At 43.3% G+C, this 15219-nt stretch carries 19 protein-coding genes; all 19 read left to right on the forward strand.

Annotated elements, in window-relative coordinates; genetic code table 11:
- Nucleotides 1-10: 10 nt before the first annotated feature.
- The 19 genes from fabF to A5878_RS07500 all read left to right on the forward strand — a co-directional run bounded on the left by fabF (nucleotide 11) and on the right by A5878_RS07500 (nucleotide 15213).
- Nucleotides 11-1249 carry a beta-ketoacyl-ACP synthase II gene (gene fabF / locus A5878_RS07405; RefSeq protein WP_016610185.1) on the forward strand — a complete coding sequence of 413 codons (1239 nt, stop codon included), beginning with the start codon at nucleotides 11-13 and terminating at the stop codon, nucleotides 1247-1249.
- Nucleotides 1250-1732 carry an acetyl-CoA carboxylase biotin carboxyl carrier protein gene (gene accB / locus A5878_RS07410; RefSeq protein ID WP_016610184.1) on the forward strand — a complete coding sequence of 161 codons (483 nt, stop codon included), beginning with the start codon at nucleotides 1250-1252 and terminating at the stop codon, nucleotides 1730-1732.
- 4 nt (nucleotides 1733-1736) lie between these two features.
- Nucleotides 1737-2165, forward strand: a complete 429-nt coding sequence (gene fabZ, locus A5878_RS07415; RefSeq protein ID WP_005225895.1) for a 3-hydroxyacyl-ACP dehydratase FabZ — start codon at nucleotides 1737-1739, stop codon at nucleotides 2163-2165.
- A gap of 7 nt (nucleotides 2166-2172) precedes the next feature.
- Nucleotides 2173-3537 carry an acetyl-CoA carboxylase biotin carboxylase subunit gene (locus A5878_RS07420; RefSeq protein ID WP_005225896.1) on the forward strand — a complete coding sequence of 455 codons (1365 nt, stop codon included), beginning with the start codon at nucleotides 2173-2175 and terminating at the stop codon, nucleotides 3535-3537.
- 12 nt (nucleotides 3538-3549) lie between these two features.
- Entirely contained in the window at nucleotides 3550-4419 is an 870-nt protein-coding gene (gene accD / locus A5878_RS07425; RefSeq protein ID WP_005225897.1) for an acetyl-CoA carboxylase, carboxyltransferase subunit beta, read from the forward strand.
- The gene (locus tag A5878_RS07430; protein ID WP_010748087.1) at nucleotides 4412-5197 is read left to right on the forward strand and encodes an acetyl-CoA carboxylase carboxyl transferase subunit alpha; all 786 of its coding nucleotides are present in this window, start codon (nucleotides 4412-4414) and stop codon (nucleotides 5195-5197) included. Before accD ends, A5878_RS07430 begins: the two co-directional genes overlap by 8 nt.
- Before the next feature lie 190 nt (nucleotides 5198-5387).
- Nucleotides 5388-6233 carry a transporter substrate-binding domain-containing protein gene (locus A5878_RS07435; protein ID WP_005225899.1) on the forward strand — a complete coding sequence of 282 codons (846 nt, stop codon included), beginning with the start codon at nucleotides 5388-5390 and terminating at the stop codon, nucleotides 6231-6233.
- Between the two features lie 22 nt (nucleotides 6234-6255).
- Nucleotides 6256-6945 (forward strand): amino acid ABC transporter permease, encoded by a 690-nt coding sequence (locus A5878_RS07440; protein ID WP_005225900.1) that lies wholly within the window; start codon nucleotides 6256-6258, stop codon nucleotides 6943-6945.
- 16 nt (nucleotides 6946-6961) lie between these two features.
- A complete protein-coding gene (locus A5878_RS07445) occupies nucleotides 6962-7687 on the forward strand; it encodes an amino acid ABC transporter ATP-binding protein (protein WP_086295192.1) in 726 nt (241 codons plus the stop codon).
- 359 nt (nucleotides 7688-8046) lie between these two features.
- Nucleotides 8047-8571: a YqeG family HAD IIIA-type phosphatase gene (locus A5878_RS07455; RefSeq protein ID WP_005225903.1), complete on the forward strand. Its 525-nt coding sequence runs from the start codon at nucleotides 8047-8049 to the stop codon at nucleotides 8569-8571.
- Between the two features lies 1 nt (nucleotide 8572).
- On the forward strand, nucleotides 8573-9691 hold the full coding sequence (gene yqeH, locus A5878_RS07460; RefSeq protein WP_010748089.1) for a ribosome biogenesis GTPase YqeH: 1119 nt from the start codon (nucleotides 8573-8575) through the stop codon (nucleotides 9689-9691).
- 15 nt (nucleotides 9692-9706) lie between these two features.
- On the forward strand, nucleotides 9707-10018 hold the full coding sequence (gene yhbY, locus A5878_RS07465) for a ribosome assembly RNA-binding protein YhbY (RefSeq protein WP_005225905.1): 312 nt from the start codon (nucleotides 9707-9709) through the stop codon (nucleotides 10016-10018).
- 12 nt (nucleotides 10019-10030) lie between these two features.
- A complete protein-coding gene (locus A5878_RS07470; protein WP_005225906.1) occupies nucleotides 10031-10672 on the forward strand; it encodes a nicotinate-nucleotide adenylyltransferase in 642 nt (213 codons plus the stop codon).
- Nucleotides 10662-11261 carry a bis(5'-nucleosyl)-tetraphosphatase (symmetrical) YqeK gene (gene yqeK, locus A5878_RS07475; protein WP_086295194.1) on the forward strand — a complete coding sequence of 200 codons (600 nt, stop codon included), beginning with the start codon at nucleotides 10662-10664 and terminating at the stop codon, nucleotides 11259-11261. Before A5878_RS07470 ends, yqeK begins: the two co-directional genes overlap by 11 nt.
- An 11-nt stretch (nucleotides 11262-11272) precedes the next feature.
- Nucleotides 11273-11614, forward strand: coding sequence for a ribosome silencing factor (gene rsfS / locus A5878_RS07480; RefSeq protein ID WP_034695537.1), 342 nt, complete (start codon nucleotides 11273-11275; stop codon nucleotides 11612-11614).
- Nucleotides 11614-12342: a class I SAM-dependent methyltransferase gene (locus tag A5878_RS07485; RefSeq protein ID WP_034695540.1), complete on the forward strand. Its 729-nt coding sequence runs from the start codon at nucleotides 11614-11616 to the stop codon at nucleotides 12340-12342. Before rsfS ends, A5878_RS07485 begins: the two co-directional genes overlap by 1 nt.
- Before the next feature lie 27 nt (nucleotides 12343-12369).
- Nucleotides 12370-13536 (forward strand): nucleotidyltransferase, encoded by a 1167-nt coding sequence (locus A5878_RS07490; RefSeq protein WP_086295196.1) that lies wholly within the window; start codon nucleotides 12370-12372, stop codon nucleotides 13534-13536.
- A gap of 79 nt (nucleotides 13537-13615) precedes the next feature.
- On the forward strand, nucleotides 13616-14338 hold the full coding sequence (locus A5878_RS07495; RefSeq protein WP_005225911.1) for a YebC/PmpR family DNA-binding transcriptional regulator: 723 nt from the start codon (nucleotides 13616-13618) through the stop codon (nucleotides 14336-14338).
- A 215-nt stretch (nucleotides 14339-14553) separates the two neighbouring features.
- Nucleotides 14554-15213, forward strand: coding sequence for a hypothetical protein (locus A5878_RS07500; RefSeq protein ID WP_005225912.1), 660 nt, complete (start codon nucleotides 14554-14556; stop codon nucleotides 15211-15213).
- Nucleotides 15214-15219 lie beyond the last annotated feature (6 nt).

Raw genomic sequence — 15219 nt, forward strand, 5'->3', positions numbered from 1 at the left:
GGAAGAATAGATGAATCGAGTAGTAGTTACAGGATACGGCGTCACTTCTCCAATCGGAAATGACCCAGAAACATTTTTAGCAAGTTTACAAAACGGGACCAACGGCATCGGCCCGATTACAAAATTTGACGCAGAAGCAACTGGGATCTCAGTTGCCGCTGAGGTCAAAGATTTTCCGTTAGAAAAGTACTTCGTTAAAAAAGATACGAAGCGGATGGATCTTTTTTCCATTTATGGAATTTATGCGGCGTTAGAAGCGATGGAAATGGCGAAGTTAGATACAGAAACCATTGATGTGGATCGTTTTGGCGTGATGGTTGGTTCAGGGATCGGCGGCTTGCCAACGATTCAAGACCAAGTAATTCGGATGCATGACAAAGGAGCAAACCGGGTATCACCAATGTTCGTACCGATGTCGATCGTAAATATGGTTGCCGGCAACATTGCATTACGGGTAGGTGCGAAAGGCATTTGTACGACGACTGTTTCCGCCTGTGCTTCTGGTACCCATTCAATCGGTGAAGCTTTTCGGAACATCAAGCATGGCTACGCAGATGTCATGATCGCTGGTGGTTCAGAAGCGACGATCTGTGAAATCGGTATCGCTGGTTTTGCGTCTCTGACGGCGTTAACCACTGAATCAGACCCTGACAAAGCTTCCGTTCCGTTTGATAAAAATCGTAGTGGGTTTGTCATGGGTGAAGGCGCTGGTGTCTTCATTTTAGAATCATTGGCGCATGCGCAAAAACGTGGGGCAACGATTTTAGGTGAAGTCGTAGGGTATGGTGCGAACTGTGATGCCTACCATATGACTGCGCCAAATCCAGATGGATCAGGTGCTGGAAAAGCAATGAAATTGGCGATGCAAGAAGCAGCGATCACCCCGGCTGAAGTTGGCTACATCAATGCCCACGGTACAAGCACGCCTGCCAATGACAGTGCAGAAGCGACATCGATCCAATACGGATTGGGCGAAGACTATAAAAAACCATATGTCAGCAGTACAAAGTCAATGACTGGTCATTTGCTTGGAGCGGCTGGTGGAATCGAAGCCATTGCTTCACTATTAGCATTACAACATCAATTTATTCCACCAACCATCAACGTGACAGAACAAGATCCTGAGATCGACTTGAACGTTGTTATCAATCAAAGCCAACCAGCAGAATTGACCTATGCCATGAGTAATTCACTTGGGTTTGGCGGTCATAATGCAGTGATCTTGCTGAAACGTTGGGAGGAAGCGTAATTGGAAACACATGAGGTAAAAGAGCTGCTCAGCCAATTCGATCAATCGACGTTAACTGAGCTTCAATTAAAAAAAGAGACATTTGAACTTTATTTTAATAAAAATACGACAAGTGGGCTACAAAGTGCATCCTCTGCACCTGCATCTGCTCCTGCAGCGAATGCTGCGCCAACTCCTGTTGCACCAACGCCTGCTGTCTCAGCAACACCGGACACAGTAGAAACGGCAAAACCTGTTTTAGAGGGCAAAGAAGTTGTCTCTCCATTAGTGGGTGTCGTTTATTTGAAACCAAGTCCTGATAAAGACAACTTCAAACAAATCGGCGATCACGTGAAAAAAGGTGATATTCTCTGTATCGTTGAAGCGATGAAAGTCATGAATGAAATCGTCAGCGACGTCGATGGCGAATTAGTTGAAGTCTTGGTTGAAAGCGAACAAATCGTTGAATACAATCAACCATTATTCCGTGTGAAAGAAGGGTAAAGCAATGAGCGCATTAACGATTCAAGAAATCAAAGAAATCATCCCTCATCGTTATCCGATGCTTTTAGTGGATCGGGTAGAGGAGTTAGAAGAAGGCAAACGGGTCGTTGCGAAGAAAAACGTTACTATCAATGAGCCGTTTTTCCAAGGTCATTTTCCCCATGAACCAGTGATGCCCGGAGTATTGATCGTGGAAGCAATGGCACAAGCAGGTGCTGTGGCATTGCTATCATTGGAAGATTTTCGTGGGAAAACTGCCTACTTTGGCGGTTTAGACAAAGCGAAATTCAGAAAAAAAGTAACACCAGGCGATACCTTGATCTTAGAAGTAGAAATAATCAAAGTGAAATCTGCAGCTGGCATCGGCAAAGGAATTGCCTATGTTGATGGGAAAAAAGTGGCGGAAGCAGAATTGACTTTCATGATTGGATAGGTGAGACATGTTTTCTAAAGTATTGATCGCAAACCGTGGCGAAATCGCCGTACGTATCATTCGCGCTTGTCGCGAATTAGGTATTCAAACGGTCGCCGTTTATTCAGAAGCAGATAAAGAAGCGTTGCATACAGAGCTTGCCGATGAAGCGATTTGTATCGGACCTGCCAAAGCAGCCGACTCTTATTTGAATGTACAGCAGATCCTAAGCGCTGCGATCGTCACAAAGGCTGAGGCGATCCATCCTGGATTTGGCTTCCTTTCAGAGAATAGCCGCTTTGCTGCGATGTGCGAGGAATGCAATATCGTCTTTATTGGGCCAAAGAGTGAGACTATCGATGCAATGGGAAACAAAATCAATGCAAGACGCTTGATGATCGAAGCAGAAGTACCGGTCATTCCCGGAAGCAAAGGCGCGATTTCTGATGTGGAAGAAGCTTTAACGATCGCTGAAGAGATTGGTTACCCAGTCATGCTCAAAGCTGCGGCCGGCGGTGGCGGTAAAGGGATACGGAAAGTCGCAGATAAAGAAGCATTGCCTCATCATTTTGCTTCGGCGCAGCAAGAAGCGAAAGCGGCATTTGGCAACGATGAAATGTACATTGAAAAAATCATTTATCCTGCTCGACACATAGAAGTGCAAGTGTTAGGTGATTCTTTTGGTAATATTATCCACCTTGGTGAACGCGATTGCTCGCTACAACGCAACAACCAAAAAGTGTTGGAAGAATCCCCTTCTGTGGTGATTTCTGAAAGCAAGCGAGCAGAACTAGGAGAAGCAGCGGTGCGTGCCGCACAAGCGGTAGGGTATCGTAATGCTGGCACGATCGAGTTTTTAATGGCGGACACTGGGGAGTTTTATTTCATGGAAATGAACACTCGAATCCAAGTGGAACACCCGATCACCGAAATGGTGACAAACATTGATTTAGTGAAAAAACAACTTGAAGTCGCTAGTGGTGAACCGCTAGGTTTGACGCAAGCAGACATCAAGATGACGGGCGCGGCGATCGAATGTCGGATCAATGCAGAAAATCCAGCCTTCAATTTTGCACCGTCACCAGGCAAGATCAACAATTTGTTTTTACCAAGTGGCGGCCTAGGCGTTCGTGTAGACAGTGCCATGTATTCTGGCTACACGATTCCACCTTATTATGATTCTATGATCGCTAAAGTGATCGTTCACGGCGAGAACCGTTTCGAAGCGTTGATGAAGATGCAGCGGGCGTTAGCCGAATTAGTGACCGATGGTGTCATTACGAATGCAGAATTCCAAATGGACTTGATCAGTCACCCGAAAGTGATTGCGGGAGACTATACAACCGCCTTTTTACAAGAGGAATTTCTGCCAAATTGGACACCTGAACAATAGGAGGGAAGATGAGTGGCTTTATTTAAGAAGAAAAACTACATTCGCATCAATCCTAATCGAGGTCAGCTGCCAACGAACGAACCAGTCGTACCAGATAATCTTTGGGCGAAATGTCCTAGTTGCAAACGAACGCTTTATACGAAGGAGATGGGGGCAGAGAAAGTCTGTCCTCACTGCGGGTATAATTTCCGAATCAGTGCCTGGGAACGGATCGCTATCACGATTGATGAGAAAAGTTTTGAAGAATGGGACACAGATGTAACCACAAAAGATCCTCTTGATTTTCCTGGATATTTGGATAAAGTCGCACAAATGCAAGAAAAAACTGGGTTGCATGAGGCTGTCCTCACAGGAGAAGCAAAAGTTCAAGGATTGCCGTTAGCGATCGGGATCATGGATGCGAATTTCATCATGGGCAGTATGGGAACGGTCGTGGGGGAGAAGATCACCCGTTTGTTTGAACGTGCGATCGAAAAACAGCTACCAGTTGTTCTTTTTACCGCTTCAGGTGGTGCGCGGATGCAAGAAGGAATTTTGTCGCTGATGCAAATGGCAAAAATCTCTGCCGCGGTAAAACGCCACAGTAAAGCTGGCTTGTTTTATCTAACGGTTTTAACGGACCCGACAACCGGTGGCGTCACCGCTAGTTTTGCGATGGAAGGGGATATCATCCTGGCAGAACCGCAAGCCTTGATCGGTTTTGCTGGACGACGTGTGATTGAACAAACCATTCGTCAGGAACTACCTGAAGACTTTCAAAAGGCAGAGTTTCTGTTAGATCATGGCTTTGTCGATCAAATCGTTCCACGGACGAACTTGCGGGAGAAAATCCACCATTTGATTTCTTTGCATACGCGGAAAGGATGGGATCGCAATGACTAGAGCAGCCCACGAGATCGTTGAACTCGCTCGCAGCAAAGACCGTTTGACGGCACTGGATTACTTTGACGGCATTTTTTCTGAGTTTGAAGAGTTTCATGGAGACCGTCTGTTTGGCGAAGATGAAGCCGTTGTTGGCGGCATTGCTTGTTTAGATGGCAAGCCAGTGACCGTGATCGGTATTCAAAAAGGCCGTAATCTGCCTGAAAATTTACGCAGAAACTTTGGCTCACCACATCCTGAAGGTTATCGCAAAGCGTTACGCTTAATGAAGCAAGCAGAAAAATTTCAGCGACCTGTGGTCACATTGATCAATACAGCAGGGGCGTTTTGCGGTATTGGCGCGGAAGAGCGCGGAGAAGGCGAAGCGATTGCCCGTAACTTGATGGAAATGTCCGATTTAACGGTGCCGATCTTGGCAATCATCATTGGTGAAGGCGGCAGCGGCGGTGCCTTAGCACTGGCATTAGGCGATGAGGTTTGGATGATGGAACATTCGATCTATGCCATTTTATCTCCCGAAGGCTTTGCTTCGATCCTATGGAAAGATGGCAGCCGTGCCAAAGAAGCTGCTGGCTTGATGAAGATCACAGCTCAAGAACTATATGAACTCGGTGTTATTGAAAAAGTGATTGCTGAAACCCATGAAGAGGCCTTTTTACCGAAAGAGCAATTGATGGAACAGATGAAAGCGGCAATTTCAACGAAACTTGCCGAACTTTCTACCTTGCAAACAGATGAATTGCTTGAGGCAAGGTATCAACGTTTTCGCCGATTTTAAAAACTAGGATATCCACTCTGATTAGAGGATGGGTATCCTAGTATTTTTTTATTAAAAGTGTTATTGAATAAATCGTACAAATGGCGAAGTTTTTAGTTTAAAATTTAATTATTCTGTGCTATTATGTATATATTCTGAATATAAGAAGATTATATTGCATAAATATTTGTTTTGAAGAGGAGCGTTTTTAATGAAAAAATTATTTGGAGCACTTGTTGTATTGACGGGGATTTTGGTTTTAGGAGCTTGTGGGAATGGCGGCTCATCGAGTACTGGAAGTTCTAGTGCCAGCGGTTCGGCGGATAATCAATTGGAAGCCATCAAAGCAGCTGGTGTGTTAAATGTGGCAACTTCTGCTGACTTTGCCCCGTTTGAATTTCATGCCTTGATCGATGGCAAAGATACGATCGTGGGCGCAGATATCGATATGGTCAATGAGATCGCTGATCGTCTTGGTGTCGAAGTGAATATTTTGGACCTTGATTTCAATGCTGTTTTGACTGCTTTGCAACAAGGGAAAGCCGATATCGCTGTTTCAGGCATCTCAGCAACTGACGAACGTAAACAGACTTTTGATTTCACCGATAACTATTTTACACCAGAACAAAAATTAGTTGTTAATAAAAACAATGAATCGGCATTTGATTCAATCGAAAGCTTGTCTGGCAAAAAAGTAGGCGCTCAAAAAGGCTCGATCCAAGAAATGATCGTTCAAGATCAATTAGCTGATTCGCAATTGGTTTCCATCGCCAAAGTTCCGAATCTAGTCAATGAATTGAAACAAGGCTCGATCGACGGTTTGGTCCTTGAAAGTGCGGTTGCTGAATCGTATGTTGCACAAAATGATGACCTCGTGATCACTGATGTAGCATTAGAAGCATCTGAAGGCGATTCTTATGCAATTGCTTTACCTAAAGGGAGTACCGAATTACAAGAAGAACTAAACAGTATTTTGAAAGAATTGATTGAAGATGGTACAATCGATGAGTATGTACAAAAGAACACAGATCTAGCCAACGAAAATGCGGCGCAATAGATAGAACGGAGTAGACACAATTATGGATTTATCCTTTTTAGCGATATATTACCCTTATTTTCTTTCTGGTGTGGTGATCACCATCGTGATCTCTATCATCACCGTGATCTTTGGAACGATTCTAGGGGTGATTTTCGCCCTAATGAAATTATCAAAAGTGACGCCTTTGCGCTGGTTTGCTAATGCGTATATTGAAGTCATCCGCGGCACACCGATGCTGGTGCAGATATTGATCGCTTTTGGTCTTTTGCAAGGAATGTTTGCCTTGCCGACGGTCTCGATCGGCGTGTTGAGTCTTGATTTTGGGCGGCTATTTCCTGGGATCATTGCGCTCTCGCTTAATTCTGGGGCATATGTTGCTGAGATCGTCCGAGGGGGAATCAATGCCGTTGATTACGGTCAAACAGAAGCGGCTGGTTCTTTAGGGTTGCGGCCTTTTCAAACGATGCGTTATGTCGTATTGCCACAAGCACTACGCAACATTTTGCCGCCACTAGGCAATGAATTTATCGTTTTGATTAAGGATTCCTCTTTGCTTTCAACGATCGGCATCTACGAGCTGATGAACAGTGCGCAGATCGTTGTCACCAGTTCTTTCCAACCATTAACGCCTTTCTATGTGGCGGCGGTCATTTACTTCATCTTGACGTTTACGACTTCGCGACTATTGAGTTTATGGGAAAAGAAACTAGGCAAAGGCTATCGTCGTTAAAAGGAGAAGACAAGCTATGATGTTAGATATTCAAGATTTACACAAAACCTTTGGCAGCAATCAAGTGCTAAAAGGAATCACAACGACGATCGATCAAGGAAAAGTCGTAGTGGTGATTGGGCCATCTGGGTCAGGAAAAAGCACGTTTTTACGCTGTTTGAACCTATTAGAAGTACCGACAAGCGGAAAAATCTTTTTTGAAGGAACCGATATTACCGATCCAAAGAATGATTTGTATAAGATGCGTGAAAAAATGGGTATGGTATTTCAAAATTTTAATCTTTTTCCGAATATGACGGTTTTAGAAAACATTACTTTGTCCCCGACGAAAGTCAAGAAGGTAGCAAAATCGGCGGCTGATCAGTTGGCAAAACAACTACTAAATGATGTTGGCTTACCAGACAAAGCAAAAGCCTATCCTCAAAGTCTTTCTGGTGGACAAATGCAACGAATCGCTATCGCACGTGCCTTGGCGATGGAACCAGACGTGATGCTCTTTGATGAACCGACTTCAGCGTTAGACCCAGAAATGGTTGGCGAAGTATTGTCCGTCATGCAGCGTTTGGCTCAGCAAGGAATGACGATGGTCATCGTCACTCATGAAATGGGCTTTGCGAAAGAAGTCGCGGATCGGATTTTATTTATGGATCAGGGAATCATTATGGAGGAAGGAACGCCAGAACAGATCTTTGATCATCCGAAAAATCCACGAACCATTGATTTTTTGAGTAAAGTATTGTAAACTGCGAGAAGTTCGCAGTTGTTAGTGATAAATTTGGACCTTTCCTAAGCATCCTTTCAGTAAAAGGATGCTTTTTTGACGGAAAAAAGACTACTTTAAAGAAGTGATAGGACAAACGGTTGTCTTGGCAGGTTCCTTTTTCAGTTCTTTTACAAGAAACCTGCAGAAACTGGCGCACTTGCTAGTATTCAAAAAGATTCTATTGTATAATTACAGGTTGAAGAGGTCTGATCTTGATAGAAACCATCTGCGTGATTGTAGGCAGATCGGACTGTTTCTTTTTAAGGATCGACAATTTGGATCGATGACTAGTCGCCGATTTTTAATACGTGAAGAAATCATGCAGCAAAGGAGATTTTATGTTTTCAAATTATAAACCGACTTGGATGGTCGATGCGATTTATAAAATCACCCCTAGCCAACTAAAGGCACAGGGGATCAAAGGGATTTTGACCGATCTTGATAATACCTTGATTGCTTGGAACAATCCTGACGGAACCGAAGAACTAAAAAACTGGCTACTGGAAATGAAAAATGCTGGGATACCGGTAGTTGTCGTTTCCAACAACAATAGTGAACGAGTGGCACGGGCAGTTGCGCCCTTTGGCTTAAAGTACGTACACCGCGCATTAAAACCTTTTTCAAGAGGGATCAAACAAGGCTATCAGCAATTAGGCTTGAAAAAAGAAGAGGTCGTGATGATCGGCGATCAAATCATGACGGATGTACGAGGTGCCAATCGTGCCGGTGTTCGCAGTATTTTAGTGAAACCAGTGATCCCAACGGATTCTTGGAAAACCCAATTTAATCGAGCCGCAGAAAGAAAAATCATGAACTATTTATTGAAGCACAACCCAGAGTTAAAATGGCGTGGAGGAATTTAATATGACAGAAGGAATCGAAGAAATTCACTGTATCGGCTGCGGGGCAGTGATTCAGACAACGAACCCCAATGAATTGGGCTACACCCCGCAATCCGCATTAGAAAAAGGACTTGAATCAGGAGAAGTCTATTGTCAACGCTGCTTCCGTTTGCGCCATTACAATGAGATCCAAGATGTTTCCCTTACCGACGATGATTTTCTGCGTCTACTGAATGAAATCGGGGAAAAAGAAGCCTTGATCGTTAATGTCGTTGATATTTTCGATTTTAATGGTTCATTGATCCCAGGACTGCACCGCTTTGTCGGCAATAATCCTGTTTTATTAGTGGGCAACAAGGTGGATATTTTGCCAAAATCTTTGAAAAAATCGAAGATGACCCAATGGATGAAGGAACGTGCTCATGAAGCTGGTTTAAGACCAGTGGATGTATTATTGACGAGTGCCAAGAAGCCAGGTGAAACGGAAGCTTTACTGCAAGCGATCGAAACGTATCGTGAAGGACGCGATGTCTATGTGGTGGGTGTGACGAATGTTGGAAAATCAACATTGATCAATCAAATCATCAAACAAACAGCGGGGATCAACGAATTGATCACGACTTCGCGTTTCCCAGGCACCACATTGGATAAAATCGAGATTCCATTGGATGACGGACACTTCTTGATCGACACACCAGGAATCATTCATCGTCATCAAATGGCGCATTATTTAGGTAAAAAAGATCTAAAAATCGTGGCACCAGCCAAAGAGATCAAACCAAAGGTGTATCAGTTGAATCCAGAACAAACTTTGTTCTTAGGAGGACTTGCCCGATTTGATTTCATTCAAGGAGAACGCAGTTCATTTATTGCTTATGTAGCAAATGATGTGGCGATCCATCGGACCAAATTAACGAAAGCCGATGAGTTTTATGAGAAACATGTTGGTGGGCTGCTGCAGCCGCCGCGAGCAGATGAAGTGGCGGATTTTCCTGAACTCGTCCGTTTCGAATTTTCAATCAAAGAAAAAACCGATATCGTTTTTGCTGGACTTGGCTGGATCACGATCACCAAACCGTGTGTCATCGCTGGGTGGGCGCCAAAGGGTGTCGATGTGCTTAGACGTAAAGCATTAGTATAAGGAAGAAGGAAGAATATGGACTTAAGAGGAAAACAAAAAAGATTTTTACGAAGTGAAGCGCACCATTTAAACCCGATTTTTCAAATCGGCAAAGGCGGCTTGAATGACGCGATGATGGCGCAAATTGAAGAAGCGCTAGAAAAACGAGAATTGATCAAAGTCTCATTGCTCCAAAATACCGATGAGGTTGCTGACGAAGCAGCTGAAACGATCCGTGAGAAAGTCGGCTGTGAAGTGGTACAGATCATCGGACGAGTGATCGTTTTATTCAAACCGTCAAGCAAAGAAAAATACCAAACGATTTCAAGCAAAGTTCGTTCAATTTAGGAGGGAGAAGGCATGCAAGGACAAACATTTGGAAAGGTACAAACGGTTTTAGAGACACAAACACAAGAACTTGTACCGAAAAAGCAAGTGGGCATTCTTGGTGGGAATTTTAATCCAGTACACTACGCACATCTGGTCATGGGTGAGCAAGTAGGGCAAGCATTAGGGCTGGATAAAGTTTATTTCATGCCTGAGTATTTACCGCCTCATGTTGATGAGAAAAAGACGATCCCAGCTGAGCACCGCTTGGCGATGTTGGAGTTGGCGATCGCCGATAATCCGCGATTTGCTGTAGAGACCATTGAGTTGGAACGAAAAGGTAAGAGTTATACGGTTGATACGATGCGGGAATTGACAGCTAAGAATCCAGATACCAATTATTATTTTATCATTGGCGGGGATATGGTGAACTATTTACCAAAATGGCATCAAATCGATGAGCTGATGGAATTGGTGACTTTTGTGGGGGTTCGTCGTCCAGAAGTGCCGATCGATAGCCCATACCCGATTATTTGGATCGATATCCCGCTAATGGATGTCAGCTCAACAACAATTCGTAAAAAAGTGCAACAAGGTTGTTCGGTTCGCTACTTATTGCCAGATAATGTGTTACACTATATTCAAGAAAAGGGGTTGTACTTGGATGAAGAGTGAACACTACACACAAGCAGAACGGGAACTTTTGATGCAAAAGGTCCAAATGCAGATGAGTCAAAAGCGCTTTGAGCATGTGTTAGGTGTCGAAAAAACGGCCGTTGCCCTTGCGGAAAAATATGGTGCTTCACCGGTCAAAGCCAGCATCGCCTCCTTGACGCATGATTATGCGAAAGAACGCAGCGATGAAGAATTTCAATTAGTCATTCGTAGAGACGGATTCGACTTGGATCTCTTGAACTGGAACAATGCTATCTGGCATGGACTTGTCGGTGCTGATTTCGTTCAACGAGAACTAGAAATCGATGATGAAGAAATCTTACAAGCGATCCGTTTGCACACAACCGGAGCAGCCAAGATGAGCCTGCTAGATAAAATCGTCTATGTGGCAGATTATATCGAACCCGGACGTACGTTTCCTGGAGTCGTTGAAGCCAGAGAGATCGCAATGATCGACTTAGATGCCGCTGTTGCTTACGAAACGAAACATACCTTGCTTCATTTGATCGAAACAGAAGCAGTTATCTACCCAAAAACGATCGAAACCTACAATTTTTGGGTAGCCAAATATAGGAGGGAATTACCATAGATAGTCAGAAAATATTAGAAATTGCTGTAAAAGCCGCGGATTCAAAACATGCCGAAGATATTATGGCATTAGATGTGCGGGAAATCTCTTTGCTAGCAGATTACTTTGTGATCTGTTCAGGAAATAGCGAACGTCAAATCAATGCGATCATTGATGAAGTCATCGATAAAGAAGAAGAAAATCAAGTATCTGTTCGCCGTGTCGAAGGAAAAGATGGTGGAAAATGGGTCTTGATCGACTTAGGTGACGTGATCGTTCACGTATTCAGTGCCTCAGAACGTGCTTTTTACAACCTAGAAAAATTATGGTCTGATGCGCCGCTTGTGGATCTTAATGAATGGGTCGTGGCGTAATGGCTTACGAAACCTTCGCATTTGTCTATGACGAAGTAATGGATTCCAGTCTCTATAAAAAGTGGCTGGATTTTTCTTGTCGTCATTTAGGAAAAAGAAAACAGCTGTTAGAATTGGCTTGTGGAACTGGTGCGTTAGCCGTTGAGTTTGCCAAGGCTGGTTTTGACGTGACTGGGTTAGATCTTTCAGAAGAGATGCTGATGATCGCTAGTCAACGGGCTGAAAAAGAAGAGGCGGCTGTGCAATTTGTTGCGGGTGACATGCTGGATCTCGTAGATGTTGGCACCTATCAAGCAATTACCTGCTATTCTGACTCCCTTTGCTACATGGAAGACGAGCAGAGTGTGCAGCAAGTGTTTGATGGTGTTTACAGTTGTTTAGAAGAAGATGGCGTCTTTTTATTTGATGTGCATTCCGTATATCAAATCGATGAAGTCTTTCCTGATTATAGCTATCATTACCAAACCGATGAATTTGCCTTTCTTTGGGAAAGCTATCAAGGCGAAAAAGACCATAGCATTGAACACTTCTTGACCTTTTTTGTTGCACAAGAGAATGGGTTGTTTGAACGCTTAGATGAGCTTCATCAAGAAAGAACCTATCCTCTTGAAAGCTATTTAAGAATGTTAGAAAATGCTGGTTTTGCTAATGTTGAATGCTACGCTGATTTTATCGATACAAAACCAAATGAAAAAAGCCGTCGCTGGTTTTTTGTCTGCCATAAGTAACCGTTATGTAAAACAGGAGGGATGTCGATGAAGGCTTGCGGACTAGTCGTAGAATATAACCCTTTTCACCATGGCCACCAATACCATGTGGACAAAGCCAGGCAAGAAACCAACGCTGATGTCATTGTAGCTGTGATGAGTGGGAATTTTTTACAGCGTGGCGAACCAGCAATCATCGATAAATGGCAACGAGCCCAAGCGGCATTGCAAAATGGCGTCGATTTGGTCGTTGAACTGCCATCCGCTTGGGCCGTCCAGTCTGCTGATTTTTTTGCAGCGGGAGCGATTAGGATCTTACAAAATCTGCAATGTGATTCTTTGTGTTTTGGAACAGATGCGAAACAACCCTTTGACTATGCAAAGTTCGCTCAGTTTGAAAAAGAAAATCAGCGGATGATCGATGACGCATTTCAACGCATAGCTAGGCAAAATGCTACCTATAGTAAAAAAATGAGTATGGTCCTCAGTGAGCTTTATCCTGAGTACCATGCAGAAAAAGACCAGCCGAATCATCTGTTGGGTATGGCGTATGCACGGGAAGTGCTGCATTATGAAAAACCAATGCGTTTGGTCCCCATCCAACGCGTTGCGGCGTCTTATCATTCAGAACAATTCGATCATCCAACAATCGCCAGTGCAACAGCCATTCGCCAAGCAATCAAACAAGGTGCAGCTGTTGTGGATTTTGTTCCTGAAGCCACACAAAACTTTCTTTCACAAGCAACAGTCGACTGGGAAGCCTTTTGGCCGTATCTTCAATACCAGATCATTTCTGCCCCAATCGAAAAATTAGCTGCTATTTACCAGATGGAAGAAGGACTAGAATATCGACTAAAACAATATGTGACGGCGGCGGATTCTTTTGCAGATTTTATCAAGTTGTTAAAGACAAAACGCTATACCCAAACGCGGCTGCAGCGTCTTGCTTGTTATGTATTGTTCCAAGTGACAAAAGCTGAAATGAAGGAAGCTCAAGAACATTCCTTTATTCGAGTCTTAGGGTATACGAAGCAAGGGCAGCACTATTTAAAAGAGGTCAAAAAAGAGCTGACCCTGCCGCTGATCGCTAAATTTGGTAAGCAAGAAGCACAGCGCTATGGCTTGTCATTGCGGATCGACCAGATTTATCAGCAAGGGAATCCTCAAATCACAGAACAAAATTTTCGAAGAATTCCGCTTTTTATTGATAAATAAGTGAAAATTACTTCACAGAACGCCATTTGACAAGTATAATGAATAAGGATTTTTAAAAACAAGAAAGCGAAGTGAAATCATGGGTCGTAAATGGGCAAATATCGTAGCGAAAAAAACTGCTAAAGATGCAAACAATAGCCGAGTTTATGCAAAATTTGGAATCGAAATCTACGCAGCAGCAAAATCGGGTGATCCTGATCCTCACGCGAACCAAAAATTACGCTTTGTTATCGAACGTGCGAAAACCTACAATGTGCCAAAACACATTATTGACCGTGCGATTGAAAAAGCCAAAGGTTCTGGCGATGAACAATACTCAGAACTTCGATATGAAGGATTTGGACCAAATGGATCAATGGTGATCGTCGATACGTTGACAAATAACGTCAACCGTACCGCAGCCGATGTTCGGGCCGCTTTTGGTAAAAACGGCGGGAATATGGGTGTTTCAGGGGCCGTTGCTTATATGTTTGATAACACGGCACTCTTTGGCTTTGCTGGTGACGATGCAGATGAAATCTTAGAATACTTGATGGACAAAGAGATCGATGTTCGTGATGTCGTTGAAGAAGATGGACAAATCATCGTTCACGGTGAACCAAGTGACTTCCATGCCATTCAAGAAGCCTTGAAAGAAAAAGGAATCACTGAATTCTCAATTGCAGAAATGCAAATGATTCCTCAAAATGAAGTAACCTTGACGGGTGACGATCTAGAAAAATTCGAAAAAATGATCGATGTGTTAGAAGATCTTGAAGACGTACAAAACGTCTATCACAATGTGGCAGACGCGGAAGAATAAGTGTCACTTGGCAGCCTAGAGACAATCTGGCTGCCATTTTTTTAGTATGTTTTTTTATGTAGAAGCTTTATCGCTTATGCAAGAGAAATAATGAAGCGGTAGCGTTGCTCATTTACTGAAAATTCTTCTGTGTTGATCATCTTTTCAGTTGGTTTCTATACATTTTATGTGTTATGATTTACTACATAAGCAAACAAATCGTTAGGGGGGCAGACATGGAAGAAAAAATCGTTTTAGAGCCATTTAATCGAATCTTAAGTGGTTTTGAAAAGCTAGCAGAAGTGTCTGTATCGATTTCTGACTGCTCGGCTCTTTGTCGGAAATATCAAAAGTATGGGGTAGAAGGGTATCGTCTAGGTGATTATCGTGGTTCTTCTTATTTGAATCGTTATTTAAATGTCGTCGTTGATCGCGCACCCTTATTAATTTATAAAGAGCGATTCTTGATTCCATTAGTCTTTCGCATGTCGGAATACTCTGAACGGCTCTTTATCGATGAGTATCGAATGGAAGGGTTCTTCTTGCTGTTGGATTGGCTTTTAGAGCACCGACCAGAAAAAGCAATTATTGATTATAAACGAACGCGTGCTTTGCCTCATAGAAAAGAATTTGTCATCGACAGTTCCTATGTACTTTTTCGATTGACAGAAATTCTGGATGGCGCTGGCTTTCCTCTTAGTCGCTTTACGACGATTGAAGAATTTAGTGAGTGGAATCGTACCCATCGCTTGATCGATAACGGCAGCATTGGACGACATACAAAATTATTTGTTCCAGAAGATCCCGAACACGTTTCTGAGCTGCAAATGATTTTAACCATCGTAGGGATGCGCTATCCAGAAACCCGTTTATTTATTGGCGAGTTAAAAGGCTAAAAAAAC

Origin of the sequence: Enterococcus sp. 3G6_DIV0642, assembly GCF_002140635.1 — a bacterium.
GTDB classification, from domain to species: Bacteria; Bacillota; Bacilli; order Lactobacillales; family Enterococcaceae; genus Enterococcus_D; species Enterococcus_D casseliflavus.

Excerpts from the sequence above, each read along its gene's own strand:
- fabF (WP_016610185.1), top strand. The coding sequence starts at position 11 with ATGAATCGAGTAGTAGTTACAGGATACGGCGTCACTTCTCCAATCGGA.
- fabZ (WP_005225895.1), top strand. The coding sequence starts at position 1,737 with ATGAGCGCATTAACGATTCAAGAAATCAAAGAAATCATCCCTCATCGT.
- A5878_RS07420 (WP_005225896.1), top strand. The coding sequence starts at position 2,173 with ATGTTTTCTAAAGTATTGATCGCAAACCGTGGCGAAATCGCCGTACGT.
- A5878_RS07430 (WP_010748087.1), top strand. The coding sequence starts at position 4,412 with ATGACTAGAGCAGCCCACGAGATCGTTGAACTCGCTCGCAGCAAAGAC.
- A5878_RS07435 (WP_005225899.1), top strand. The coding sequence starts at position 5,388 with ATGAAAAAATTATTTGGAGCACTTGTTGTATTGACGGGGATTTTGGTT.
- A5878_RS07440 (WP_005225900.1), top strand. The coding sequence starts at position 6,256 with ATGGATTTATCCTTTTTAGCGATATATTACCCTTATTTTCTTTCTGGT.
- A5878_RS07445 (WP_086295192.1), top strand. The coding sequence starts at position 6,962 with ATGATGTTAGATATTCAAGATTTACACAAAACCTTTGGCAGCAATCAA.
- A5878_RS07455 (WP_005225903.1), top strand. The coding sequence starts at position 8,047 with ATGTTTTCAAATTATAAACCGACTTGGATGGTCGATGCGATTTATAAA.
- yqeH (WP_010748089.1), top strand. The coding sequence starts at position 8,573 with ATGACAGAAGGAATCGAAGAAATTCACTGTATCGGCTGCGGGGCAGTG.
- yhbY (WP_005225905.1), top strand. The coding sequence starts at position 9,707 with ATGGACTTAAGAGGAAAACAAAAAAGATTTTTACGAAGTGAAGCGCAC.
- A5878_RS07470 (WP_005225906.1), top strand. The coding sequence starts at position 10,031 with ATGCAAGGACAAACATTTGGAAAGGTACAAACGGTTTTAGAGACACAA.
- yqeK (WP_086295194.1), top strand. The coding sequence starts at position 10,662 with ATGAAGAGTGAACACTACACACAAGCAGAACGGGAACTTTTGATGCAA.
- A5878_RS07485 (WP_034695540.1), top strand. The coding sequence starts at position 11,614 with ATGGCTTACGAAACCTTCGCATTTGTCTATGACGAAGTAATGGATTCC.
- A5878_RS07490 (WP_086295196.1), top strand. The coding sequence starts at position 12,370 with ATGAAGGCTTGCGGACTAGTCGTAGAATATAACCCTTTTCACCATGGC.
- A5878_RS07495 (WP_005225911.1), top strand. The coding sequence starts at position 13,616 with ATGGGTCGTAAATGGGCAAATATCGTAGCGAAAAAAACTGCTAAAGAT.
- A5878_RS07500 (WP_005225912.1), top strand. The coding sequence starts at position 14,554 with ATGGAAGAAAAAATCGTTTTAGAGCCATTTAATCGAATCTTAAGTGGT.